The sequence below is a fragment of the Baekduia sp. genome (assembly GCF_035685985.1).
Taxonomy (GTDB): domain Bacteria; phylum Actinomycetota; class Thermoleophilia; order Solirubrobacterales; family Solirubrobacteraceae; genus Baekduia.
In genome coordinates this window covers 149,564-173,709 of the sequence record NZ_DASRZV010000017.1, presented here as the reverse complement: position 1 = coordinate 173,709, position 24,146 = coordinate 149,564, and the positions used below count along the sequence as shown (strand labels likewise).

Sequence of the window (24,146 nt, the reverse complement as noted above, 5' to 3'; positions counted from 1 at the left end):
CCCGGCGTCAGACCGAGATGGAGGCCTTGGCCAGGACGCCGCCGTCGCAGGCGAGGTTGGTGCCGGTGACGTAGGACGCCGCGCCGGAGAGCAGCCAGAGCGCGGCGCGGGCGGGCTCCTCCGGATCGGCCAGGCGGCCCAGCGGGACCTCGTCTCCGACGATCGCGCGCGTGGCCTCGACCTCGGCGGCTGGGACGTTGGCCCACATCAGCTCGGTCTCGGTCGGCCCGGGCAGGACGCCGTTGACGCGGATGCCGTGCGCGCCGTAGTCGACGGCCAGCGTGCGGACCAGCGCGGCGATGCCGGCCTTCGAGGCGCTGTAGGCGCTGGTGCCGCCCGGCGCGGCGACCGCGCCCAGCGGCGAGCCGACGCAGACGATGGCGCCGCCGACGCCGCCGGCGCCGCCGGCGTCGAGCATCGACCTGAGCGCCGCGCGGCAGGACAGGAAGGTCCCGCGGAGGTTGACGGCGAGGACCGCGTCGAGGTCGGCCAGCGGCAGCTCGTGGGCCAGGCCGCCGCGGTCGATGCCGGCGGAGGCGACGAGGCCGCGCGGCGCGCCGAGCTCCGAGGCGACGGCGGCGTAGGCGGCCTCGACCGAGTGGGCCTCGGAGACGTCGCAGCCGAGCGCGAGCAGCGGGCCGGGCGCGCCCGCGTCGCGCAGCCGGCTCGCGAGCGCGGCGGCCGCGTCGGCGTCGCGGTCCAGGAGCGCCACCGCGGCGCCGGCCCGGGCGGCGAGCGTCGCCGTCGCGGCGCCGATGCCGTGCGCGGCGCCGGTGACCACGATCGGATCGGGCAACTGGTCTACTGGTCTGATGACCTGCACAGCGGACACCCTGATGCCTGACGGGGCCGCTGTCAACCCGAACGCGCTGGCCGCCCTCGGCGAGGGCCTCGTCGAGCTGCGGGCCGGACGCGGCCAGGACCGGCTGGAGATCGGCTTCGGCGGCGACGCGGCGAACGTCTGCGCGATGGCCGCGCGGGCCGGGACGCCGGCGCGGCTCGGGGGCCGGGTCGGGACCGACGCGCTCGGCGACCGCCTGGTCGCGTTCTGGCGCGCGGCCGGGGTCGACACGCATTGGCTGCTCGCGGACGCGGAGGCGCCGACCGGCCTGTACCTCAACGAGCCCGCGCCTGGCGGCGGCCACCGCTTCGCCTACTGGCGCACGTGCTCGGCGGGCAGCCGGCTGGCGCCCGGCGACGTGCCCGGGTCGTTCCTGGCCGGCGCCGGGATGCTGCTGGTGACCGGCGTGACGCTGGCGATCTCGGCGAGCGCGGCGGCGGCCGCCGACGAGCTGGCGGCCCGGGCGCGCGCGGCGGGCCTGCCGGTGGCCTTCGTGGTCAACCACCGGCCCGCGCTGGCGCCCGACGCCGAGCTGCTCCGCCGCTGGGCGGCCGAGTGCGACACCTTGCTCCTGTCCGACGAGGACGCCGCGGCGCTGCCGGGGATCGAGGACGGCGCGCGCGCCGCCGAGGTCGTGCGCACCGCCGGAGGCGCGCCGGCGATCCTGCGCTGGGACGGCGACGAGCACCGCTGCGCCCCGGCGCCGGTGGCGGTCGTGGACGCGGCGGGGGCGGGCGACGCGCTGGCCGGGACCTACCTGGCGTCGCGGCTGGCCGGGATGGCGCCGCCGGACGCGCTGCGCCGCGGCGTGGCGGCCGCGTCCCTGAGCGTCGGGCGCCAGGGCTGCGCGGCGTCCTACCCGTCGGGACCCGAGATCGACGCCGCCCTCGGACGGGCGGTGCGCGCGTGAGCGCCTCGGAGGCCATCGCGATGCTCGACGCGATCGCCGCCCAGCGCGTGGTGCCGGTGATCCGCACCGCCGACGCCGCCGACGCGGTGGCCACGGCCCGCGCCTGCGCGGCGGGCGGGATGCGGATCGTGGAGCTGACCTGCACGACGCCGGACGTCGTCGCCGCGCTGGAGGCGCTGCGCGACGACGACGTCTGCGCGGGGCTCGGCACGGTGACGACGGTCGGCGAGGTGGAGCGCGCCGCCGCCGCGGGCGCCGCGTTCGTCGTCTCCTACACCAAGCCGCCGGGCATGGTGGCGGCGGCCCATGCCGCGGGACTGCCGGCGATCCCGGGGGCGCTGACCCCGACCGAGGTCGCGGCCTGCCTCCGCGACGGCGCCGACGCGGTGAAGCTGTTCCCGGCCCGGGCGGTCTCCCCCGCGCACCTCCGGGACCTGCGCGCGGTGATGCCGTCGCTGCGCGCGATGGCCACCGGCGGTGTGGCCGCCGAGGACATCGGGGCGTGGCTGGCGGCGGGCGCCGACGCCGTCGGGGTCGGGTCCGAGCTGGGGACCGTGGCCCGCGACGGCGCCGACGTCGTGCGGGCCCGGGCCGCGGCGCTGCTGGCCGCGGCCCGGGGCTGAACGCCGCGCCTTACCCGTTGCGTCGCGGCGTGTAGTCCGTCCACGAGACCTCGAGGCGCAGCGGGTCGGCCTCCAGCACCGTCGCCGGGGGCTCGCCCTCGGCCAACGCGACGCGGATCGCCTCGACGCCCGCGACCCCGAGACGGGCGCGAGCGGCAACCTGCAACGCGCGGACCAACTCGGTCGGCCAGCGATCCCCGGGGTCGGCGAACACCGCGCCCCAGAGGTCGCCGCCGTCTCCGGACCAGTCGGCCATCGCCCGAGCGTGCGGGGCGCCGCTCGGGGCGTGGATCGTGACCTGGTCCAGGTCGGCGCGGTCGACCGCGACCGGGACGTAGCGCCCGGGGACGCGGACGAGCGCGTCGGCCAAGCGAGCCAGCGCGCGGTCCAGGTCGTGGTCGTGGACGGAGATCTCGCCGGCGTGCCAGTCCGCCGTCCAGGTGACCCCGGCGACAGCGCCCAGGCCTTCGCGCGTGAGCAGGTCCAGGACCTCGTCGTCCTCCAGGTCGGAGACGACCAGGCCGCTCATCAGGTCGGGCCCGTAGCCGATCGGCTGGTACGCGGCCGGGGAGCCGGTGCCGTCGAGAACCGGCACGTAGTACGTGGTGCCCTGGACGGCCATGAGGCCGGTCTCGGCCGGGCGCGGCTCGTCGAGGTCGGCGATCAGGTAGCCGACGAGGGCTCGCTGGATCCGGTGCATGGTGGTTCCTCCTCCTTGAGGGTGGTGCGACATGATGGGGTTGGTCCGGTCAGCGGTTCTGGCGCAGCGCCGCGGCCAGGTCGGTAGCCATGCGGGCGGCGGTCAAGGCGGTCGGCACCGGTGCCCGCCCGGGTCGGCGCGCCAGGCAGGCGTCCACCCATTCGGTCAGGACCGCGCGGTGGGCCACCGCGAACGTGCGCGGCGGCGGCAGCAGGAGCGGGCCCTGTGCCGGGTGCCAGAGCACGCCGCGCAGGACCCGCGACGTCGGCTCGATGGCAGCGTCCGGAGCCACGAGCGGCAGGTCGGCGCGTGCGCCGCCCGCGCCGAACAGCCTGACCCGCGCCCCGCCGTGCGGCCCGAGCTCCCACCCCAGCCGAACCTCGGCCTCCGCCGAGTGGTGGGCGGCGGTGTCCCACGTGACGCGCGCCGAGCGCCGAGCGCCGCGGCCGGTGACCTCGACGTCCGTGCACTCCACCGAGCGCGCGTCCAGGAGCGTGGCCAGCGGAGCGGTCAGGCCGACCAGCTGCGCGGGAGCCGTGGGCTCCGGCCGAGGCGAGGGCCGGAGGTCCCACGTGGCGCGAGCCCCGGTGACCGCCCCGAGCAGCTGCGGAGCGGCGGCCGTGCCGGTCGGGCGCAGCAGCCCGGTGACGTGCGCGGGCCAGAAGACCTTGTTGTAGCGGTCGACCAGCGCCGACAGTGAGAGCAGCGCCGCCGGGTCGGCGAGGGCGTCCGGCGACAGGAGCAGGACATCGCGGCCGCACCGCAGCGCGCGCTCGGCGACCACCGCGGGACGATCCACGGACCCGATGACGATCGCGTCCAGGTCGTCCTCGGTGACCATCGCCTCGGCGTCCGCGTGGATGGTCACGTCGTCGGCGACGAAGCGCGAGGCGACGACGTGCCCGTCGCTGAGCGCGGCACGGCGCCCGGAGATGCTGTCGAGCAGTCCGAGCTGTGCCTGCGCGGAGCTGGGCGCGGCGTCGGCCACGGCGACCAGCTCGGCGTGGCGCCCGTCGAGCGCCGCGAGCGCGGGCAGCAGGTGCCGGCCGTCGGACGGGGAGAGGCCCGCGAGCCCGACCCGGAGAGTGGGCTTGAACATGATGATGCTCCCTTCGAGAGCGATCGGACCACCGGCCGCCGAGCGGCGGCCGGTGGTCGAGGTCCGGGTCAGCGCCCGGTGGTCTGGGTCTGGTCGATCCGGTAGATGCAGCGGCCGCCGAGCATCCGAACGTTCCACTGGAACTTGATGTCGGTGCCGTCCACGAGGCAGAGCCGGACGTCCATGAAGCGACCCTGCTCGGTGACCGACACCTGGTTGAGGTACAGCGTCGCGCCGGGAGCGAGCAGGTCGTCCGCGTGCTTGGTCAGGCGCGGGAGGTCACCGGCGAGGGCGGCGCGGAGGACGTCGTCGCCGTCGATGACCTCGTACTGACCGATGGCCGTGAAGACCTCCATGACGTCCAGCAGGGCGATCATGGTCGCGGCGCGCTGGTCCTGCGGGACGCGACGCAGGAGGTCGCGGGCCGGGCGCATGTAGGCGTCGAACCCGGCGACCAGCTCGGGGGTGGGACGGTTGCTGACGGTGGGGACGGCGCCCGAGGCGGTGGGCGCGGCGGTCGCGTGGTCGACCTTGGGGCGGACCATGCGAACGATCAGGAGCACGAGGCCGGCGAGGATCGCGAGGTACGTGCTGACGAGCGCGGAGACGACGTAGAGGCCGAACAGGCAGAGCAGCACGAAGACGATCTTGCGCTGGGCCTGCGAGAGGTTCTGAGCGAGGTCGTGACGAGCGAGCAGCTGCTCGAAACGGTCGAACATGGTGTTCCTCCTCACCCGGACGCATTCCGTGGTCCGAGTCTCAGATGCGGTGCCGAGGCGGCGGAAGTGCCGGTCGGCGGGTGCAGCGGTGGAGCGAGAGAACGAGAGAGAAGGGAAGGGGGAAGAAGCGCCCCGAACCCTAGAACCGCGCGCGTATGACGCAGAAATCGAGCTGCGTCGAACGCGCTTCGCCGGATCCGCCGAAGCCCTCGCGGGCCGCGCGCGAATCCGGCGAAGCCGGCGTTCGTCAGCCGCGCGCGGGCAGCAGGCGCGGGTCGACGACGTGCACGCGGCGCGGCGTCAGCGCCTCGGGCTCGCCGAGCCGGGCGCGCGCCTCGGGCGGCAGCGCCGGGAGCGCGAGCGCGGCCAGCGAGCCCTCGTGCACGTCGCGCTCGACCGCGAACAGGATCGAGCGGCGCCCGAGGTACGGCCACTCGCGCTCGTCGGAGCCGGCCTTGGCGATGCGCGTGGTCAGCGCCCGGTCGGCGACCTGGAGCAGCTTCAGGCGGCTGCGCTCGTCCTCGCTGACGAAGACGACCACGGGGACCGTCCCGAGGGACCGGTAGCGACGCAGCATCCGAGCCCACCCGGAGACCAGGCCGTCGTAGCGCCGCAGCCGCTCCTCGGCCGCGCCGGCGCCGCGGTTGCGATCCAGCTCGACGAGCAGGTCGATACGCCGCTGGCGCTCCCCGGCACCCAGCCGGAGCTCGACGGTGGCGTTGGGCATGACCGCCTCGAAGTGCTCGCCCGCGTAGCCCTGGAGGCGATGGTTGGAGCCGAGCACGACCTCGGACGGGCGGACGTCGACCCACTCGCCGTAGACCTTGCGCCGGGGCGGCTCCAGGCGGCCCTGGCCGGGACCGCGCCAGCGACCGACCCGGCGCGAGCCCGCCAGCGCCTCCAGCGCCAGCACCCAGCCGTTGACCTGGAGGTCGCGCAGGATGTGGCGCGGGTCGCCGGTCGAGGGCTGACGCCAGACCTCGTCGTCGCGCAGGAACTGGCCCTTGCGCCCGGACCGCCCGCGCAGCAGCTCGAAGCCCGCCTCGGTGAGGCAGTAGACACGCTGCTGGGCGCCGCGCTCGGCGCGCTGGAACTTGAACCGCCGGACCCAGCCCGCGGCCCACATCCGCTGCAGGCCCTGCTGGCAGGCCCGCTGCGAGCTGCCGTCCCACCACCGCCGCCAGATCTGGGTGGTGAACATGAAGCGCGCGTCCCACAGCGCGCTGAGGATCTCCAGCTCGCGCTCGCTGGGCTCGTGGGGCGTAGCCGACGGGTCGTCCTTGTCCCACACCAACCCGCGGATGTCGTCGAAGTCCAGCTCGGTGTAGGTGTCGGGGGCGCCGACTAGCAGCGGCGCCGGAGCCTCCTCATCGACGACTTCCTCGGGCTCGGGCTGGGGCTCCTCGGCCACCAGCACCGCGACCGGCGACGCATCCTCCTGCAGCTCGTCGTCGGGGTCGCTCCAGTCCAGGTCCGGCATCGGGTCCGGCAGCCGGTCCGGGACGAACCCGCCGCGTTCGCGCTGGGCCTCCAGGTGATGGGCGATGACCTCGTCGTCGGTCTCCAACGGGAGCGTCTGGGCGATGAACGCGCCCTGGCGCGCGCCGCCGCTGATCCACGAGCAGACCGCGTGGTGGTTGGGGAGGTTGAAGATCGTGTCGGGCGTGAGCCGCAGCCGAGACCGCGACTGGGTGTCGTCGCGGATGAGGTCCGTGTAGGCCGCCATCGCGATCCGGCTCATCTCCAGCGCGTCCTGGGACTCGCCCATGGAGAACATGCAGCGCTGGCGCAGGAGGCTGAGCATGCCGCCGCGCAGCTTGGGGTCCTCGATCTGCGCCCCGTACTGCCACGCGGCGACGACCTCGAGGCCGGCCGAGCGCAGCGTCGCGAGCGCGTCCGCGAACGAGTTGTTGATGATCAGGTGGGCCTCGTCGACCTTGACCGCGACGCGCACCCGCTGCTCGTCCGGGAGCTGCTGCTGGCGCTGGAGCGCCCCGTAGAGGCAGGTGAGGATGAACTGCATCATCACCCGGCAGTTGTCGGTGCCGAAGGTCCCCATCTTGCCGTCGACGATCAGCACCTCGCGGCGCGCGATGACGTCGTCGAGGCTCAGCTGGTTGGGATGGCGGAGGACCTTGTCCAGCGAGTCGACCATGAGCCGCAGCAGCTTGTTGCGCGGTGCGTCGAGCTTGGCGTTGGTCTGGGCCGCGGCGTTGGCCAGGTCGCTGGGCAGCTCGCGCCCGAAGAACGTGGCGGTCTCGGTGAAGCGCTGGTCGGGGTAGAGCGCCTCCACCACCTTCTCCCGGAAGCTCACCTCGGGCGGGAGCAACATCCTGTACATGTGCCAGAGCGTCGGCGGGCCGTCGACCACTCCGTGGCGGCTGGCCCCGATCGCCGCCTGGGCCGCCTGCCGGAGGTAGCGGTCCGACGAGCCCTTGATGTCGCCCTCGGCGTGGACGTCGCGGAACGCCTCGACGACCTTGTCGGCGATCATCGCCGGCTCGCCCTCGCCGAGCAGCGGGTTGATCCCCAGCTCGGGGTTCTCCAGGTCCAGGTAGTGGACCGTGCGCCCCTCCGGGACCATCGACAGCGCCTTGAGCGCGTCGCCCGGCTTGGGCATGAGCACGATCATGGCGCAGGACTCGTCGCGCCCGTCGGCCTGCACGGTGCGGCAGAGCACCGAGGTCTTGCCGGTCTTCTGGCCGCCGATGAGGCCGAGGCCGTCGGACTTGTCCTCGGGCCGGATGCCGACCGGGCCGCGCTCGTCGCGCGCCAGGGCGTAGTCGTCGCGGCGGGTGATCTCCGGGGGCGCGAGCAGGCGCGGGACCGGGGTGCGCGCCACGCGCGCGGTCTTGAGCCCCGGGCTCGGCAGCTGCCAGAGCCCGGCCAGCTCGCCGGAGCTGAGCACCTCCCGGCGCCAGCCCGGCAGCGGGTTGCCGACCGCCTCCCGCAGGCGTCCCAGGTACAGCTCGCGGCGCACGCGCATGTGGCGCTCGACCAGCCGGTTCTCGGCCGCGCACGCGCCGCGCAGCGCACCGGCGATCGCCCGGCACGCCCCGTAGCTTCCGGCCGCGATCCGGATCTCGGTGAAGAACAGCGCCCGGTGCTGGACGCGCAGGCCACCCTGCAACTCGGCGGCCAGCACCTCGGAGCGGACGCCGGGGTTGGCCGGGTCGCGGGCCGCGGCCGCGCCCGCGTCGCGCTCGCGGGCGCCGAAGCGCCAGCGCGAGTAGTGGTCCAGCCACGCGGGCGTCGGCGTCAGCGCGTACTGGACCACGGCGGTCTCCCCCACACGGTCCATCTGGCTGAGCACCACGTCGATGACCTTGCCCTCCTCGTCCTCGCCGCCCCGGAGCGCGCGCACGAACGAATAGCGCTTCTTCATCCGGACGACCTCGTGGACCGGCGGCAGCGCCTGCGTCCCGCGCACCAGCCGGCTGTCCGGGTAGCAGGCCAGCAGCGAGCCCTCGATCGTCTCGGCGAACTCCTCCGGGCAGACGACCGACAGGCGCGCGGTCCGGTCGCCCTCGGCGTCGGGCGCCATGACGACCTCCAGGGCGAGCCCCGGCTGGCCGTGCAGGAGCCGCCGCCACCAGCGTTCCTGGAGCTGTTGGTGCCAGGACTCCAGGAGCCGCATCACGGCCTGCGGCTCGGCGTCGTCGGCGCGGAACGGCAGCAGCCACAGCCGCGTCGCGGTCCGGTCCCGGCGCGCGGCGCGCCGGGACCGGACCAGCCAGCCGGCGCCCAGGGCGCCGGCCAGCACGAGCAAGGCCATCAGCTCGAGCAGGTGCCCGAGCGTGCCGGTGGCGATCATCGCGCCGCCGCTCCGGCGCGCGCCGCCACGGGGCCGGCGCCGTCCACCACGAAGCGCACGCCGAGCGCGATCGCGTCGGCCTTCGTCAGCGGGACCTCGTGGCCGTCGGCGTCCAGCTCGGGGTACGGCCGCAGCTCGACCTCGATGCCCTGGGCCTTGGCCCAGCGCTTGACGTTGTAGCGGAACGTCTCGGTGGAGCTCGTGTAGTCCTGCCCCTTGACGAACTTCCACGCCTGGCCGTCGGCCCACTTGGCGAAGTCGAACTTGGAGCGGGCCGCGCGCTCGGGCAGGCCGTCGTTGAGCAATTCGGGCATTGGGAGCCTCCTTGGGTCGGTGAATGGGGTCCCTCATGGACTCCATTGGCCGACCTAGGCTCCGCGCCCCCGGGATTCGCCCCCGGGGGCGTCTGCCCCGGACCTCAGCCCGTGGTGCCGCCACTGCGCACGCGGCGCTTGCGGCAGACCGTCACCGTGCTGGACGCCGACGGCCCGCCGGGGATCGACGCGCGGTTGGCCAGGGGGTGGCAGCCGGAGGCGGTGACGCTGACGCGCGTGGTGATACGCAGCGTGGCGTGGGCCCCGGCGCGCAGCGTGGCAATCCGCCAGCAGACACGGCCACGGTCCGGGGTCGCCCGGGGCGTGGTCGACAGGACGGCCAGCCCGCGGCGCAGCGTGTCGCAGACCCGGACGCCCTTGGCGGTGGCGGTCCCGCGGTTGCGGACCGTGATCGCCCACCGGACCGCGGCGCCGGACCGGACCCGGCGCGCCTCGCCGGCGCGACGCACGCGGCGCTTGGCCAGCGTCAGCCGCGGCGTGGCGGGCGGCGCGCTCTGGGCGGTGACCACCGTCGGCGGCGCGGCGGCGGCCGGCGGGGTGACCGCCGGCGCGACCGGCGTCACCGTCGCGCTGGCCGCCAACCGCGTCCCGCGCGCGGTGACCATCAGCTGGCAGGTGCCCGGCGAGCGCAGCGAGCGGATCACCGTGAGGTCGGACGCCTGCACCCCGGGGGCGGTGGCGTCGAGCCGCGCCGCCGGCGCGGTCGCGCACAGCGGGATCGTCACCGCGCGCGCGTCGGACGTGCCCGGCACGCTCAGCGTCCCGCCGTCCAGCGTCGTCCCGCCGGGCGCGTCCGCGCACGGCTGGACCGGCGCGGTCGCGCCGATCCGGACCTCCGGCAGGTTGGTGGTGAGCTCGAAGCGCGCGCCGCCGTCGTCGCCGGTGGCCCCGCGGACGGTCAGCCGCGGCTGCGTCCGCAGCCCGGCGTCGACCGTCGCCCAGCGCGGGCAGGCGGTGCCGGACGGCAGCGTCACGCCGTGGTCGGCGAAGTACGCGCGCGCGTCGGACAGGATGTCGGCGTCGGAGCGGTGGCGCTGGACGCGGTCGGTCACGCACCACACGCGCGTCTGCGCCACCGCGCGCCCGCCCGCCGTCGAGAGGTCGGCGGTCGCGATCGCCCAGGCGATCTCCGCGCGGGCGCGCGCGTCGAGGTCGGACGCGAGCGCGGCGCCGCCGAGCGCGTCCTGGCCGCAGGCGTACAGCGAGGCCTGCGTGCAGAAGATCCACTGCGGGTCGCCGGACGTCGCCGTGCCGGTCGAGCGCACCGCGCACAGCGGCACGCCGGTGAAGTTCGTGGTCGTGCCGTACTGCGGCGCGCGCTGGCCGGCGTTGTTCTCCAGGACGACCCACTGGCCGGAGGCCGCGAAGCCGCCGGGGATCGCGGCCGTCGCGCCGGTGCAGGTGCGCGCGGAGATCGTGCCGGCCCGGGCCGTGCCGGTCAGCGCGGCCGCGAGCAGGATCGTCAGGACGAGCGGGCCGAGGACGGCCCGGGGGAAGGTGGAGGACATGAGGCTCCGAGGGGTCGAGGGGTCTACGGGTGGATCGCGACCGGCGAGCCGTCCGGCACGTGCCGGGCGATCCGCGCGATCGCGCGATTGGTGAGACGAATGCAGCCGTGGGAGCGGGCGCTGCCGAGCGGGTCGCGCAGGCTCGCGCCGCCGCGCCCGTGGATCCCGACCTGCCCGTCGTTGCCGTCGAACCAGCGGACGACCGGCGAGTAGGCGGTGAGGAACAGGACCCAGGCGCCCGGGAAGGTGGTGGGGTCGGTCTGGCGGACGCGCTCGAGGACCGAGAACGTGCCGGTCGGCGTCGGCGTGCCGGGCGCGCCGACGACCGCGCGCAGCCGCCAGCGCACCCGCCCGTGGTGGCGGACGACCACGCGGCGGCGACGCAGCGAGACCTCGACGCGCCACGTCGTCGTGCCGAGCACCGCGTCGTCGGCGCGGATCCAGCCGGTCCGCCGCCGCGCGCGGTGCAGCAGGCCGACGCGCAGCCAGCGCCGCCCGGCGGCGTCGCGCCGGACGCCGTGGACCAGCAGCGTGACCGGCGCGCCGCCCCAGCTCGTGGTGACCGGCACGCGCTCCAGGACGCGCCCGCCGCCGGGCCGCGCGCGGGCGTCGGTGGCGACGACGATCCGCGCGGTCGAGGCCGACGCGCGCGTCGGCGCGCCCGCGGCGTGCGCGCTGCCGGCCGCCGCGCTCCCGGCGACCAGCGCCACGACCAGCGCCGCGAGCAGGGCCACCGCCCCGGCGGGCCTCACGCCGCCTCCCACCACACCGCGCGCGAGGCGCCCATGCGGCGGCGCAGGTCGCACGGCACCGGCGCGTCGAGCGCGCGCGGCTCGGCGGCGCAGACCAGCGTCACGCCGTGGGGCAGCGACCGGACCGAGATCAGCTCCAGGTAGCGCGCGATCTCCCCCGCGCCCGGCTCCGCCAGGTACACGCGCGCGCCCGCGCGCAGGCGCAGGCGGTCCAAGGCGTACAGCTCGCGCCGCCCGCCGACGACCGGCGCGGCGGTCTCCAGGTCGCCGCCGGCCAGCTCGAAGACGACGCCGCCGGGCCCGTCGTCGCGGGCCCCGCGGCCGCCGTCGTCGAGCGAGGTGGAGGTGATCTCCGGCAGCGTCCCGGCGCGCGGCGCGGTGGCCGCGACGCCGAGCACGTCGAGCTGGAGCTTGGCCGGCGCGGCGGCGCCGAGGTCGGCGGCGACGTCGACCCAGTCGCCCTCCCCCGCCCCGCGCAGCAGCCCCGCGGGCAGCCGCACCGGGTGGCCGGGATGCCACTCGGGGACGATCAGCGTCGCGACCGCGCCCCGCACCGCGACCACGCGCGCGAGCGTCCGGTAGCGGCGCCCGGGCGCGAAGCCGGTGAACGCGAAGTGCCGGCCGCGGCCCTCGGCGTCGACGGCCAGCAGCCGCGAGACCGCGTAGCGCGCGGGCTTCGGGTCGCCGTCCTCGCGGCGGCCGTGCGCGTGCGTGCCGGCGACGCGCGTGAGGACGAACCCGCGCCGCCGGTCGCCCGCGCGCGGCCAGAACCGCTGGCCGACGCGCAGCGCGACCGGATGCGGTCGCGGCCCGTGGATGGAGTCCTTGATCGACGGGGCGGGCGAGAACGCCTTGCGGCGCGCTCCGTGCCCCGGCAGCTTCTTTCCTGATGCGCCCATGTCGATGCCATTGGGCGAGCACGTCCGGGCGCCCCCTTCAGTTCGCGCGGGCGACGAACGTCGCGCGCGCGCCGCCGTCCGGGACCCAGCTGCACACCATGTAGGCCTCGGGCAGGGCGAGCGCGCCGAGCGCGGTCAGCCGCTCGTCGCCGTCCAGCACGGTCGCGCACAGCGCCTCGGCGGCGGCGAGGTCGTCGGCCGCCGGGTCGGCGCCGAGCAGGCAGCGGTGGCGGTGCAGGCGCAGCGCAGCGTCGTGGCCGCCCGCGTAGCGCCAGGACGCCGCGACCTCCAGGCCCGCGTCGCCGAGCGCGACGAGCGCGTCGGCCGACGCCGCGTCGACCACGGCGTCGGCGCCGTCGATCAGCAGCGCGGCGCGGACGGAGGCCGAGCGGCCGGGCGGCGCGGCGGCCCGCAGCGCGGGCCCGAGCCCGGCGAGCGCCAGCCGCCCGACGCGCCCGCGCGCGTCCTCGTCGTCCAACGCGGCGAGGTCGACGACCAGCGCGCCGCGCCGGCGCAGGACGTCGGCGAACGCGATCGGCGGCGGCGCGTCGGCGCCCAGGCCGAGCGCCCGCGCGCGCGGTCCGTCGAGCGCGGCCTGCGCGGCGGCGCCCGCCGCGCCGTCGAGGTGCGCGGGCAGCTCGTGGCCGACGAACGAGCCGAGGTCGGCCGCGCCGGGCCGGCGGTACAGCTCGCGCGCCAGGCCCTCGCGCAGCGCGCTGTCGTCGGGACGCAGGAGCCGGCGCGCGCCGTCGGGGACCGGCGGCCCGTCGAGCGCGCCGCTCCGCGCGGCGGCGATCGCCACCGCGACCGTCAGGCCGAGCACGCGCCGGGCCTCGTCGCCGGCGCCGGCGTCCAGCAGCGCGTCGGCCACGGCCGCGCCAAGCGCGTCGGGAGCGGCGGGCTCGGCGAGCACGTCGAGCCGTCCGGGCGCGACGACCGTCACGTCGCGGTGCCCGTCCAGCGCCCCGCGCGCCGCGGCGGCCGCGCCCGGCGCGGCCGCCAGCACGACGACCGGCACCGCCTCGTCGCCCGCGGCGCGGCGCGCCAGCCAGCGACCGGCGAGCGCCGCGCGCGTCGCCGCGGAGCCGCCGAAGATCCCCAGCCCGGCGCGGCGGTCGGACTCGGCCAGCCCGACCGGGCCGCGCTCGTCGCGCACCAGCGCGTCCTCCGGCGCGCGCGAGACGCGCGGCGGCGCGGGCCTGCGCGGCACCGAGGTGCGCGGCACGCGCGGGCCGGGATCCTCCGCGCCGGGCAGGTGCCAGCCCGCGGCCAGCGCGACCGACGTCGTCGTCGCGCGCGGGCGCCGCCGCAGCGGCGCGAGCAGCCCGCCGCGCACCGCGGTCAGCGCGGCGGGCGCCAGGCCCGCGCCCGCCGCGGCGGCCGGGGCGATCGCCGCGCACGCCGCGCGCGTCGGCCCGGCGACGCGGACCTCGACGTGGAAGGCGACCGGCAGCGGCCGCGGCGCCTCCAGGCCCACGGCGGGGCCGACGAGGTCCGGTCGCGTCGGCTCGAACGCGCCGCCGGCGTCAGAGCGGGCGTCGAGCCAGCCGACGTCGGCCAGCCCGCGCCCGCGCCCGGCCGGACGGCGCGCGGCGGCCAGCGCGTAGTGCACGCGGACCGGCGCGCCGGTGGCGGCCATCGCCTCCAACGAGGCCGGCAGCCGATCGCCGTCCGAGGCGCCCCGCCGCGGGCGGCGCAGCCGCAGGACGACCGGCGGCGGCGCGGCCTCGGCCTCGGCCGGCTCGGCGACCAGGCGCGTGTCGGGGCAGCGGTCGTGCAGCGCGCCCTCGACCTCGGGCACGAGGTCGGCCGGGCAGACGAGCGCCAGCGACGCGACGGTCGCGCCGCCCGCGCCGGGCGCGGTCGCGACCTCCAGGCCGAGCGTCGGCGCGCCGAGCAGCGCGGCGCGCAGCGGCGTCTCGCGCAGCAGCTCGCGGCAGGCCGACAGCAGGTCCTCGACCGCGCGGCGGTCCAGGGTCTCGTCGCGGTGCGGCAGCAGCGCCAGGCGCACGCGCGCCTCGCTCCGCCGGCCCAGCCGACGGACGACCACGAGCGCGAGCACGCCGAGCAGCGCGAGCAGGAACATGGTCTTGCTCACGCCCCAGACCGTGCCCAGCAGCGAGCCGCCGTGGTCGGCGACGCCGTGGACGTTCGGCGCGTCCGGGACGTGGTCGGCGACCGCGCGGCGCGCGGGCCCGACCGCCTGCTCGCCGTCGTCGCCGAGCATCGAGTTGGTGGTCAGGACCCAGATGGCCACCACCACCCAGGCGATGGCGCCGAAGAACGTGAGCACGACTGTGCGAGGTCGCGGGATCATGCGCCGGTGAACACCTCCAGGCCCGCCGCGACGGCGAGCAGCGCGATGGCCAGGACGACGGGACCGACCGCCGCGCGCGCGGTCAGCCGTCCGACGCGCGCCTCGGCGTAGAGCGCGAGGCCGATCGAGAAGCCCGCCAGCTCGACCGGCCCGTGGGGCAGGATGTAGGCCAAGGCCTTGGCGCCGTAGCCGCCGAGCGCCGCGCCGACCAGCAGGACGTGCAGCGCGCAGCCCAGCGCGAGCGCGAGGTCGCACAGCGCCACCGGGACGCGGCCCGCCCACCCCGTGCCGCGCAGCAGCGTCGCGACCGCCGCCGCGATCGCCGTCACGCCGAGCAGCCGCGCGTTGGCGGCGAAGACCTCCTCCGCGGAGCCCAGCGTGCGCGGCAGGCCGGGGAACGTCAGCCCGAGCGCCTCGCGCGCGGCGTCCGCGCCGGCGAGGGCCACGACGAGCGCCACGCACCCGATCGCGACGAGCACGCCGCCGCCGATCGCCGACGCCCGCGCCGTGAGCGCGGTCATCGCAGCACCTCCGCCACCAGCGCGTCGAGCGCCTCGCCCGCCAGCTCCAGCGCCGCGTCGGGCGGCTGCTCGGCCAGGTCGGGGACGTGGGGCACGAGCAGCAGCGGGGCGCGCCGCTCGGCGGCCAGCTCCTTCAACATCGCCGTCGGCGCGGTCGCGCCCGCGGCGTCGTGGCGAGCGACCACCAGCTCGCGCCGGTCCGGGCGCGGCGCGAACAGCTCCAGCGTGCGCCGCGCGCGACGGGCGCCGCCGAGCGTCGCGGGCAGCACCCACGCGACGTGCGTGGCCACCTCCAGCACCTGCGCGCTCAACGCGCCGCCGGGCACGCCGCAGTCGACGACCGTCAGCCGGTGCGCGCCGCGCGCGTCGCCGAGCACCCGCGCGGCGGCGTCGGCGGCGACGTCGAGCGGCGGCTCCGGGGCGCTGGCCATCACGCGCAGGCCGCCGCCGGCCTCGGCGAAGAGCCCCGCGCCGAGCGGCTCGTGCGCCGCGATCGCGGCGGCCGCCCGCGGCAGCGACCGCGCGACCGCCACCCGCGCGCACGCGGCCAGCCCGCCGCTCGGCCCGCCGGTGTCGGCGACGAGGACCGGCCGATCGCCCTCGCGCGCCGCGTGGCGCGCGGCAAGGAACGCGAGCGTGCTCGCCCCCGCCCCGCCGCACAGCCCGGCGACGGCCAGCAGCGGCGCGGCCGCCCGGGTCGACGCGGGCGCGGGCGCGGGCGCCGCGGCGTCCGCGGGCGCGCGCCCCTCCGGCGCCACGGTCGTCGCGCCGCTCACGACTGCCGCTCCCAGCGCGTCACGATCCACCCGTCCGCGCGCCGCCGCACGGTCACGAGCGTCACCACGTACTCGTTCTCCGAGCCCAGCGGCCCGAGCCCCAGCAGCTTCTCGCGCGTGACCAGGACCGCGTCGCGCCGGTCGGCGCCCGGCCGCAGCGCCAGCGCCTCGACGGTCCCGCGCGAGCGCAGGTCGTCGGGCGAGGAGACCACGCCGTCCTCCAGCTGCGCGCTCTCGGTCTTGAGCAGCTTCGCCGCGTGCCCGGTGGTCAGCGCGATCGCGCGGCGGTGCTGGGCGTGCAGCGTCGCCGGCGTCCAGTTCGCCCACGCCAGCGCGACCGTCCGGATCGCGGCGTCGGGCGTCGCCGCCGCGCTCGCGCTCGGCGGCGCGGTCGTCGACGCGGGCGCCGCCACCGAGGCGGCCGCCGCCGTCGTCGCGGTCGTCGCCGGCCGGTCGTTGTAGGGGTCGTGCACGCCGCAGCCCGCCGTCGCGCCGGCCCCGGCGACCAACCCCATCACCATCACAACGCGTACCCGCATCACTTCGCCCCCTCGATGACGCGGACGCCGCCGACGATCGTGCCCTCGAGCTCGGAGCGGCGGTGCACCCCGTTGCTCGTGTTGCCCTCGATCGTCGCCAGCCGCCCGGTGCCGGGCCAGTCCTGGGTGGCCAACCCCATGTGGTCGACCTTGCCCGTGTCCCATTGGAAGATCACGATGTCCCCTCGCTTGATCTGGTTCTTCGGAACGGCCTTCAGCCCGCCCCGTCCCGCCCGCGCCTGCGACAGCGTCGTCGGGACCGAGGCGATCCAGCTCGGGAGGTCGATCCCGGCGTGCAGGAACGCCTCGTGGACGAAGACGCCGCACCACGCGGTCCCGCACGTCGTCCCGGTCCGCCGCTGCCAGGCGGTGATCGGGCCGCCGCAGTTGCTGCCCGGCGGCGACTCCTCGACGCCGTCCTGCGTGAGCGCCCACCGGACCGCGCCCTCGGCGCCCGCGCCCGGCGCGGTCTCCACCGGCCCGGCCTCCAGCTCCCACCTCCGCGCGCGCGGGATCACCTCGCAGTACTGGTTCTTCGACCCCGTGCAGTCGTCGACCTCGCCGCAGGACCCGATGTAGGCGCAGACCGCGCGCCGCGTCCCGGCCGACGTCAGGCTCATGTTCGCGCCGTCGGCCGCGAGCTTGTGCGCCGCGCCCGCGATCGCGTCGAAGTCGTCGTAGACGCAGCCGAGGTCGTCGGGCACCGGATAGCAGCTCTTCAGGGTCTTGCGGTTCAAGGGATAGGACTTGGGCCGCGCGCGCTCGATCGCCTTGTAGGCCTTGTCGTGCGCGACCCACGTCGACAGCAGGAACTGCATCGGCCCGGCGGCGCCCGACGAGTTCGTCCCCAGCCGCGCCGCGGGGTTCCGCGAGAAGCCGGTCTCCTGCTCGTGGATCGAGGCCAACAGGAACTGGTTGACGTGGTAGCGCTGCGAGGCGGCCTCGTACATCGGCTTGTAGACCGCCGGGATCGGGCTCGACGTCGGCCAGCGCCCGAGCAGCGCGGTGTTGCCGTCGTCGCCGCTCAGCGGGTTCAGCCACGCCAGGAACCCGACGAGCACGGCGACGCCGAGCATGATCGTGATCAGCGGCAGCAGCGCGAGCCCGATCAGCGCGAGCGCCCCGCCCGCCGCGGCCTTGGTGCCCTCGTCGGCCAGGTCGCCGCCCGGCAGGCCCGGCGCCGCGCCGCCGTCGCCGCCCCACGGGATGTCGCCGGGCGACGAGAAGTCGGGCAGCCCGGGCGCGCCGGCGTCGAGGCCCGCGCCGCCGCCCGCCGCGCCGCCCCGCTCCAACAGCCCCGTGTCGCCGCCCGCCTCCACGGCCTAGCCCCGGTCGCGCGCCGCGTCGCCGGTCGTGCTCGTCGAGGCCGCCAGCTCCACGATCCCGCGCCACACGTCGCCGTCGGCGCGCGCGACCGCCGCGTCGCGCAGGGGCACGTCGCGCAGCGGGTCCGACGTGTAGGCCCAGTACTCGCGCGGCCCGATCCGCAGCGACACGCGGCCCTTGCCGCGCGCGCCGTTGACCCAGAAGACCTGCGCGTGCGAGCCCTTGACGGTCTTCAGCCGCGCGATCAGCGCCGCCTCCTCGTCCGACAGCCGCAGCGCGTCCTGCACGAACGGGATCTCGTCCGGGTGCTGGGACAGGAACAGCTGCATCGTCGAGTTGCGGATCAGCGCCAGCCCGTGCTCGGTGGCGAAGTCCGACATGTGCTGGGACATGACGATCAGGAACAGCCCGAGGTGCCGCGCGCGGCGCGCCAGGTCGTTGGCGAACTCGCCGGTCTCGCGCCGGCCGACCAGGTGCCAGGCCTCGTCGATCAGCATCACCGTGCGCCCGGTGAACATCGGCGCGTCGGGCTGGTGGCTGAGCGTCCGCGACTGGTCGCGGTGGCGCTCGATCGCGCGCGTGACGTACTCGACCAGCGCGAACATCACCGACCGCAGCACGATCTCCGGGCAGCGCCGCGTGTCGAAGACGACCAGCGGCGAGTCGACGGGCACCGTCGTCTCGCGGTCCAGCAGGTAGGCGTAGGAGCCCTCGCCGCAGTACTCGCCCAGCCGCTCGGCGAGGTTGCGCAGCACGGCCGCGACGTCGGCCGAGCCCTCGGCCTGCTCGCCGCGCGAGCGCTCGCGCAGCTCGTCGCGCAGCATCGACTCGCGCGGGGTCTGCCCGGTCTGCGCGGCGCGCGCGTAGACCGTCCGGATCGCGGCGCCGAGGTGCGCGCGCTCCAGCGTCGTCAGCCCCTCGTCGCCCATCATCACGCCGTGCAGCGAGACGAGGAACGCGATCTTCTCGAGGCTGACGTCGCCCGGGTCCGGCACGTCCCACGGGTTGATCGCATAGGGGCTGTCGTCGGCGCCGATCTCGATCTGCCGCGCGCCCGCCACCAGCGCGGTGAGCACGCCGTAGTGGCCGGCGCGGTCGATCACGAACGCCCGCGCGCCGTGCGCGATGCAGCGCGAGATCATGATGTTGGCCGCCATCGTCTTGCCCGACCCCGAGCGCCCGTTGACCAACATGGTGTAGTTGGAGTGCGTGCGGTCGTAGGGGTTGAGCAGCTCCAGCGTGCGCCCCGGGTCGCTGAACGCGAACGGGATGCCGGTCGGCGACCCGCAGCTGGTGCCGATCAGCGGGATCGTGTCGCCGACGTTGCGCGTCGCGTAGCGGCGCGTGCGCGACGCGACGTCGCGCCCCAGCGGCAGCGTCGACTGCCACAGCTCGTACTGCTGGAACTCGCCTCGGCTGACGCGGCAGTCCGACGCCGACTCGATCTGGTCGACGCAGTAGTCCACCGCCTCGTTGAGCGACGCGACGTCGGGGTCCGGACCGCGCGAGCGCAGGGACTGGTAGATCGAGACGCGGTAGAGGCTCGCGCGCTCGTGGCCGGCCATCTCCTGCAGCAGCCGCTGGGCCTCGGTCTCCTGCGCGTAGCGGTCGAAGTCCGGCACGCGGCCCTTGGCCTCGGCGACGCGGTTGATCGCGAAGATCCGCCGGTAGCCCATCTTCATCCGCCGCCGCTCGCGCCGGCGGTCCAACGCTCCGGCGAAGACGCTCAAGGTGTAGGGCTGGCGCGTCATCATCGCGCCCATCAGCCAGCCCATCGTCGTCGCGTCGGCGGTGGTCGCCGTGTAGATCGTCTGCTCCAGGTCCTGGTCGATCTCCGCGTGGCGCTTGGACGAGGAGAAGTCCAGCGTCGAGCGCGCGATCGCGCCGCGCAGCTTCTCGGCGGCGCGCCGGGACTCGTCGCGGTCGCGCGCGGCGTCGAGCGTGCCGAGCACCTCGTTGCGGATCGGCACGCGGCGCTTGGCGGCGTCGGCGCTCGTCGGGTTGAAGCGGCCCCACAGCAGCTCGGCGACCTCCTCGCCGTCCAGCAGCCGCGTCGGGACCGACAGCGCGTCCAGCTCGGCGCGCACCGAGTCGGTCAGCGCGAGGCTCTCGCGGACCGCCCGGCGGTGCGCGGTGAGGTCGCGGCCCAGCGGCGCGCCCGCGGGCTTGGAGGACGCGCGCGGCTTCAGCGCGGCGAGCAGCTGGCGGGCCGAGCGCTCGTCGGGCACGTGCGGGACCACCACGTAGGCGTCGGTCCGCACCGCCGCCTGGTGGTCGGCGTGCAGGCGCAGCGACTCCTCCATCGCCGCGTACAGGCGCCAGCGCGAGAGCGACAGCGGGTCCTGCGCGGGCTTGCCCTTGGCGGGCGGCTCGCCGGCCCACGCCGCGACCTCGCGGCGCGACTCCAGCAGCACGTCGTCGAGGTTGACCGGCCGCGCCTGGACGTAGAACTGCAGCGTCTGGCCCGGTCGCAGCCGTGCGACGATCGCGCAGAACGACGCGGCGACCCGCGCGCGGTCGGGCGCCGACAGGATCAGCGGGTTGGGCGGGATCACGTGCAGGATGCGCACGAGCGCGCCGTCGCTGGTGATCGCCAGCCCGGTGCGGTCCAGCGCCTCGACCGGCAGCAGCTCGCCGCTCTCGGGCAGGCCGTCGTCGGACGTCCGCTTCGGGGTCGGCGCGCCGCGTCGGCGGCGGTTGCGGATCTTCATCGGTTCATTCCTCCCAGAGGGCAGCGGTGTCGAGGACGGGGACGGGCTCGCGGCGCGGCCCGCGCGGGGCGTCGGCGTGGTCGACGCGCAGCTCGTAGCCGCGCAGGCGGGCGCCGGGGCCCGGGACGTAGCGGCGCCGGCGGCGGCGCCAGCGCACCGCCGAGGCCAACAGCAACATGAGGTTGAACTCCGACGAGCTGGCCATCAGCGCGGCGCCCGCGGGCAGCGCGCCGAGGTAGACGGCGGTGACCGCGGTCAGCGTCGCGCCGATCGGCGGGTGGACGTAGAGCGCCCAGCCGCCGGCGATCCCGACGCCCAGGGCGACGGCCAGCCACTGGCCGATCGTCAGCTCGCCGATGCGCAGCTTCGTGTCGAGGTGCTTGTAGGCGACGTTCATGTCGGGCTAGCCCTCCAGGCCGTCGTCGCCGGGGCTGGGGATGTCGCCGCCGCGCGGGGCGGGCGACGACGAGCCCGACGGCAGCGCCAGCGGCATCGAGTCGTCGGGGACGGTCACGCCGGGGTCCTCGGGGACGGCGCCGTCGTCGGACGGCGGGCCCCACGAGGAGGACATGCCGATGTCCTCGGCGCGGACGTGGTCGCGCGCGGGCGTGGCGGCGCTGCCGGACGGCGCGCCGCCGTCGTCGCCGGGCTCGCCGTCGAAGCCGCTGCCGCCGGCGGGGGACGGCGGCGTGGCGGTGCCGTCGCCGGCGACCGTGAAGGCGCCGCCGTCGGAGCCGCCGTCCGAGCCGCCGCCGCCCGTCGCGCCGCCGCCGCCCGTCGCGCCGCCGCCGCCGTCGAAGCCCGCGCCGGCGGACCCGCCGCCGGCCTCGGCGACGAGGTCGCCGCGCGTGGCGGAGTCCATGGCGCCCCAGGTGATGAACGCCGCGGCGTCGTCGCCGGAGACGCCCTCGCTCGCGGCCGCGGCGGTCATTCGGTCGGTGACCTCCTCGGGCGTGTGCGACGCGGTGTAGTCGACGACCGGGCCGGCCACGCCGGACTGCCCGAGCTGCTCGAGCGCGGCGCGGCCCGCGTCCAGGCGCTGCGCGGGGTTCATCGCCGACAGCTCGGCGCCGCGCTCGCGCAGCATGTTGCCCGCCTCGGCCATGCCCGGCGCGCCGGGCAGGCCCCCGCCGGCGCCCCCGCTGCTGCTGCCGGCCTTCGACGCCACCGCGCCGATCGCCGCGCCCGCGGCCATGCCGGGCGGCCCGCCGGCCGCGCCGGTCGCGGCGCCCGTGGCCGCGCCGGTGCCCGCGCCGGCCGCCGCGCCGGTCCCGGCGCCCGCGGCCGCCGTGCCCGCGCCGGCCTCGGCCGCGCTCGCGCCCCCGGCCTCCAGCGCCGGCGTCGCCGACGGGAGCGCGGGCGCGCCGCCGCCACCGGTGCCGCCGCCGGGAGGCGCGCCCGGCGTCGGCGTCCCCGGCGTCGGCCGCTGGCCCTGGCCGGGGTCCTGCCCGCCGCCGGGCGGCGTCGCCGCGCCGTCCTGCTGGTTCCAGGGCATCTGCTGGCTCAGGTACTGGAACCCGAACCGCTCGCCCATGCGCATGACGATCCCGCCGCCCCCGCGCCGTCCGCCACCGCCGCCGGGCATGATCGCCCCCAGCGAGGCGATCCGCATCAGCGTCCGCGGCAGCGAGAACATCAAGTACAACAACGCCAGCGCGGTGAGCGGCTTGATCAGCTTGTCGACGAACGAGCCGCCGCCGCCGAAGGTCAGCGAGTCAACGCCGACGCCGATGAACGTCCCGAGGCAGAGCGCCCAGATGACCGGGATGATCAGCACCGCGACGAAGCTGCGGATCGCCAGCCGCGGCACCCACGCCGTCTGGTCGATCGGCGAGAGCACGAAGGCCAGCGGCATCGCCGCGTAGAGGATCGCCAGCGTGGCGCCGATGACGATCTTCATCGCGATCAGCCCGAGCAGCACGCTCGCGGTCGCGAACCCGAGGATGACCACGAAGATCAGGCCGAGGCCGATGCTGGCGATCGTCGTGACCGCCAGCGCCCCGGTGATGAGGCTCGCGATCTTGTCGAGGTCCTTGCCGTTGACGAGCACGGCGGTGACCTGGTTGGAGACCGCGATCGCGTTCTCGAAGATGAACGGCCACGCGGTGATCAGCAGCGCCACGCCGATCCCGCGCGTGATGCCCTGCAGCAGCTCGCTGCCGTCGCCGCTGAGGTCGGCGATCCCGGCCAGCCAGTACTGCAGGACCGAGAAGGTGATGACGACGCCGACCAGCGCGAAGGCGACGCCCTGGCTGACGTGGCCGAAGGCCTCCAACTTTCCGTCTAGGTGGCCGTTGGCCTTCCCGGCGAAGTTGGGGGCGTTGACCAGCCACGTGAAGAACGTGCCGTTGAAGCCGTCGAGGCTGACCCCGAAGAACTTCTGGGAGATCTTGTCGATCGCCTTGTTGATGATGTCGTCGACCGACGGCAGCGCCGAGGCCGAGTCGGGCCAGACGAGGCAGAGCAGCAGCGAGGCGGCGAACGCCGTGACGAAGACGCGCCGCCGCCCCCAGCCGCGCGGCGCCGTGAGCGTGCGCCGGACCGCGCGCGCCACGGACCGCGCGCCGGGCACGGCCGCGCCGCGCGCGGTCGGGTGGTCGAGCGTCGGCACGCCGCGCCCCTAGTAGGCCAGGCCCTTGGCGCCGGCGACGACCACGACGGCCCCGATGGCGCCGCCGATCAGCTTCACGCCGCCGCTGCCCTGCCGTCCGCCGCCGCCCATCATCAGCGCGAACGCGCCGGCGACCGCCGCCAGCGGCGCGATCGCGATCGTCGGGATCATCGCCGCGTCGGTCAGGTGGTTGGCGACCTTGATCAGGTCCTTGAAGTCCGTCCCGGAGCTGAGGTCGTGCTCCTTGCCGCCCACCCCCGCCGCCTTGGCGAGGACGAGCGCGTGCGGGCCCAGCAGGACGAGCGCCGCGCCCAGGCCCGTCAGGGCCGCCGCCGCGGCGGCGACGTAGAGCCCCTGGGCGCGACGGCGCAGGGACATGGTGGCTGCCTTCATGGTGTTGCTCCTTGTGATGGTGGTTGGGTTGGTTGCGGTCATCGCTCGAAGCTGAACTCGTTGTTGGTGGTCCCGGAGGAGGAGGGGGAGGACGACGGCGGCGGGGCGGGCGCCGGACGCGCGGGCGCGGGCGCCGGGGTGGACGCGGGCCTCGGGGTCGCCGCGGCGGGCGGCGGCGCGCCGCGCCGGGCGACCGCGCGCCGGTGGCGGCGCGCGGCGCGGCGCCGGGCCACCGCGCGCGCCCGCGCCGCCGCTCGCGCTCGCGCCGCCCGCGCCCGCTCGACCGCCGGGACGACGTCGCCACGCCGCGCCGCGGTCCGCGTGACCGCGAGGGCCGCCACGTCGGGCACCGGCGCGGGTCGCGCCGGGGCCGCGGTCGTGGCCGTGCGCGGCGCGCTCGGGGCGCGCGCGGCGCCCCCGCCCCCACCGCCGCCGCCCGGCCGCAGGACCACGACCGCCACCAGCAGCCCGACCAGCGCCAGCGCCGCCGGCGCCACCCAGCGCCCGCCCGCCGGCACGCCCACCCGGTGGGCGGCGTCGGCCGCGCGCGCGAGGACGTCCCGCGCCCGCGCCGCCCAGTCCTCCAGCACCGCCCGCCGCTCCCGCCGCGGCACCGCCGTCGCGGCGGCGTCGTCGTCCCACGAGTACGGCCGCGCCGCCGGCTCGGGTGCCGGGGCGGCCGCGCCGTGGGCCTCGAAGAGGTTGTCCACGGGGTCGGTGGTGCGGGGGTCGTGGTCGGTCACCACCCCTTC

At 76.8% G+C, this 24,146-nt stretch carries 21 protein-coding genes; 2 read left to right on the top strand and 19 right to left on the bottom strand.

The features are described 5' to 3' along the window. Positions 1–7: 7 nt before the first annotated feature. On the bottom strand, positions 8–796 hold the full coding sequence (locus tag VFG42_RS09835; protein ID WP_324907813.1) for an SDR family NAD(P)-dependent oxidoreductase: 789 nt from the start codon (positions 794–796) through the stop codon (positions 8–10). Between the two features lie 40 nt (positions 797–836). Here VFG42_RS09835 and VFG42_RS09830 point away from each other — a divergent pair, with 40 nt between their 5' ends. Further along, a complete protein-coding gene (locus tag VFG42_RS09830) occupies positions 837–1,751 on the top strand; it encodes a PfkB family carbohydrate kinase (protein WP_324907811.1) in 915 nt (304 codons plus the stop codon). Next, entirely contained in the window at positions 1,748–2,374 is a 627-nt protein-coding gene (locus tag VFG42_RS09825) for a bifunctional 4-hydroxy-2-oxoglutarate aldolase/2-dehydro-3-deoxy-phosphogluconate aldolase (protein WP_324907809.1), read from the top strand. The genes VFG42_RS09830 and VFG42_RS09825 overlap by 4 nt, the downstream gene beginning before the upstream one ends. A 10-nt stretch (positions 2,375–2,384) precedes the next feature. Here the strand turns inward: VFG42_RS09825 and VFG42_RS09820 are convergent, their stop codons facing one another. The 18 genes from VFG42_RS09820 to VFG42_RS09735 form a co-directional block, all read right to left on the bottom strand. Further along, on the bottom strand, positions 2,385–3,074 hold the full coding sequence (locus tag VFG42_RS09820) for a hypothetical protein (RefSeq protein ID WP_324907807.1): 690 nt from the start codon (positions 3,072–3,074) through the stop codon (positions 2,385–2,387). Between the two features lie 49 nt (positions 3,075–3,123). Continuing rightward, on the bottom strand, positions 3,124–4,173 hold the full coding sequence (locus VFG42_RS09815) for a hypothetical protein (RefSeq protein ID WP_324907805.1): 1,050 nt from the start codon (positions 4,171–4,173) through the stop codon (positions 3,124–3,126). Between the two features lie 68 nt (positions 4,174–4,241). Beyond that, entirely contained in the window at positions 4,242–4,892 is a 651-nt protein-coding gene (locus tag VFG42_RS09810) for a hypothetical protein (protein ID WP_324907803.1), read from the bottom strand. A gap of 247 nt (positions 4,893–5,139) precedes the next feature. Next, positions 5,140–8,706 carry a replication-relaxation family protein gene (locus VFG42_RS09805; RefSeq protein ID WP_324907801.1) on the bottom strand — a complete coding sequence of 1,189 codons (3,567 nt, stop codon included), beginning with the start codon at positions 8,704–8,706 and terminating at the stop codon, positions 5,140–5,142. After that, positions 8,703–9,020, bottom strand: coding sequence for a hypothetical protein (locus VFG42_RS09800; RefSeq protein WP_324907799.1), 318 nt, complete (start codon positions 9,018–9,020; stop codon positions 8,703–8,705). Before VFG42_RS09800 ends, VFG42_RS09805 begins: the two co-directional genes overlap by 4 nt. A gap of 104 nt (positions 9,021–9,124) precedes the next feature. Continuing rightward, positions 9,125–10,549, bottom strand: a complete 1,425-nt coding sequence (locus VFG42_RS09795) for a hypothetical protein (RefSeq protein WP_324907797.1) — start codon at positions 10,547–10,549, stop codon at positions 9,125–9,127. A gap of 23 nt (positions 10,550–10,572) precedes the next feature. Continuing rightward, positions 10,573–11,301, bottom strand: coding sequence for a L,D-transpeptidase (locus VFG42_RS09790; RefSeq protein WP_324907795.1), 729 nt, complete (start codon positions 11,299–11,301; stop codon positions 10,573–10,575). After that, positions 11,298–12,200: a hypothetical protein gene (locus VFG42_RS09785; RefSeq protein WP_324907793.1), complete on the bottom strand. Its 903-nt coding sequence runs from the start codon at positions 12,198–12,200 to the stop codon at positions 11,298–11,300. The genes VFG42_RS09790 and VFG42_RS09785 overlap by 4 nt, the downstream gene beginning before the upstream one ends. A 37-nt stretch (positions 12,201–12,237) precedes the next feature. Continuing rightward, a complete protein-coding gene (locus VFG42_RS09780; protein WP_324907791.1) occupies positions 12,238–14,493 on the bottom strand; it encodes a hypothetical protein in 2,256 nt (751 codons plus the stop codon). A 20-nt stretch (positions 14,494–14,513) separates the two neighbouring features. Continuing rightward, positions 14,514–15,038: a hypothetical protein gene (locus VFG42_RS09775; protein WP_324907789.1), complete on the bottom strand. Its 525-nt coding sequence runs from the start codon at positions 15,036–15,038 to the stop codon at positions 14,514–14,516. Then, positions 15,035–15,814 carry a hypothetical protein gene (locus VFG42_RS09770; RefSeq protein WP_324907787.1) on the bottom strand — a complete coding sequence of 260 codons (780 nt, stop codon included), beginning with the start codon at positions 15,812–15,814 and terminating at the stop codon, positions 15,035–15,037. Before VFG42_RS09770 ends, VFG42_RS09775 begins: the two co-directional genes overlap by 4 nt. Continuing rightward, positions 15,811–16,353 (bottom strand): hypothetical protein, encoded by a 543-nt coding sequence (locus VFG42_RS09765; protein ID WP_324907785.1) that lies wholly within the window; start codon positions 16,351–16,353, stop codon positions 15,811–15,813. Before VFG42_RS09765 ends, VFG42_RS09770 begins: the two co-directional genes overlap by 4 nt. Next, positions 16,353–17,672, bottom strand: coding sequence for an NlpC/P60 family protein (locus VFG42_RS09760; protein ID WP_324907783.1), 1,320 nt, complete (start codon positions 17,670–17,672; stop codon positions 16,353–16,355). Before VFG42_RS09760 ends, VFG42_RS09765 begins: the two co-directional genes overlap by 1 nt. Before the next feature lie 3 nt (positions 17,673–17,675). Beyond that, the gene (locus tag VFG42_RS09755) at positions 17,676–20,390 is read right to left on the bottom strand and encodes a hypothetical protein (protein WP_324907781.1); all 2,715 of its coding nucleotides are present in this window, start codon (positions 20,388–20,390) and stop codon (positions 17,676–17,678) included. A gap of 4 nt (positions 20,391–20,394) precedes the next feature. After that, the gene (locus tag VFG42_RS09750) at positions 20,395–20,787 is read right to left on the bottom strand and encodes a hypothetical protein (protein WP_324907779.1); all 393 of its coding nucleotides are present in this window, start codon (positions 20,785–20,787) and stop codon (positions 20,395–20,397) included. Positions 20,788–20,793: 6 nt separating this feature from the next. Beyond that, entirely contained in the window at positions 20,794–23,001 is a 2,208-nt protein-coding gene (locus VFG42_RS09745) for a hypothetical protein (RefSeq protein WP_324907777.1), read from the bottom strand. Between the two features lie 9 nt (positions 23,002–23,010). Further along, a complete protein-coding gene (locus VFG42_RS09740; protein WP_324907775.1) occupies positions 23,011–23,394 on the bottom strand; it encodes a hypothetical protein in 384 nt (127 codons plus the stop codon). A gap of 38 nt (positions 23,395–23,432) precedes the next feature. Further along, positions 23,433–24,137, bottom strand: coding sequence for a hypothetical protein (locus VFG42_RS09735; protein ID WP_324907773.1), 705 nt, complete (start codon positions 24,135–24,137; stop codon positions 23,433–23,435). Positions 24,138–24,146 lie beyond the last annotated feature (9 nt).

What these genes read in the sequence shown, in the direction of transcription:
- VFG42_RS09830 (WP_324907811.1), top strand. Translation starts at nt 837, where the DNA reads ATGCCTGACGGGGCCGCTGTCAACCCGAACGCGCTGGCCGCCCTCGGC.
- VFG42_RS09820 (WP_324907807.1), bottom strand. Translation starts at nt 3,074, where the DNA reads ATGCACCGGATCCAGCGAGCCCTCGTCGGCTACCTGATCGCCGACCTC.
- VFG42_RS09815 (WP_324907805.1), bottom strand. Translation starts at nt 4,173, where the DNA reads ATGTTCAAGCCCACTCTCCGGGTCGGGCTCGCGGGCCTCTCCCCGTCC.
- VFG42_RS09810 (WP_324907803.1), bottom strand. Translation starts at nt 4,892, where the DNA reads ATGTTCGACCGTTTCGAGCAGCTGCTCGCTCGTCACGACCTCGCTCAG.
- VFG42_RS09805 (WP_324907801.1), bottom strand. Translation starts at nt 8,706, where the DNA reads ATGATCGCCACCGGCACGCTCGGGCACCTGCTCGAGCTGATGGCCTTG.
- VFG42_RS09800 (WP_324907799.1), bottom strand. Translation starts at nt 9,020, where the DNA reads ATGCCCGAATTGCTCAACGACGGCCTGCCCGAGCGCGCGGCCCGCTCC.
- VFG42_RS09795 (WP_324907797.1), bottom strand. Translation starts at nt 10,549, where the DNA reads ATGTCCTCCACCTTCCCCCGGGCCGTCCTCGGCCCGCTCGTCCTGACG.
- VFG42_RS09785 (WP_324907793.1), bottom strand. Translation starts at nt 12,200, where the DNA reads ATGGGCGCATCAGGAAAGAAGCTGCCGGGGCACGGAGCGCGCCGCAAG.
- VFG42_RS09775 (WP_324907789.1), bottom strand. Translation starts at nt 15,038, where the DNA reads ATGACCGCGCTCACGGCGCGGGCGTCGGCGATCGGCGGCGGCGTGCTC.
- VFG42_RS09765 (WP_324907785.1), bottom strand. Translation starts at nt 16,353, where the DNA reads ATGCGGGTACGCGTTGTGATGGTGATGGGGTTGGTCGCCGGGGCCGGC.
- VFG42_RS09755 (WP_324907781.1), bottom strand. Translation starts at nt 20,390, where the DNA reads ATGAAGATCCGCAACCGCCGCCGACGCGGCGCGCCGACCCCGAAGCGG.
- VFG42_RS09750 (WP_324907779.1), bottom strand. Translation starts at nt 20,787, where the DNA reads ATGAACGTCGCCTACAAGCACCTCGACACGAAGCTGCGCATCGGCGAG.
- VFG42_RS09740 (WP_324907775.1), bottom strand. Translation starts at nt 23,394, where the DNA reads ATGAAGGCAGCCACCATGTCCCTGCGCCGTCGCGCCCAGGGGCTCTAC.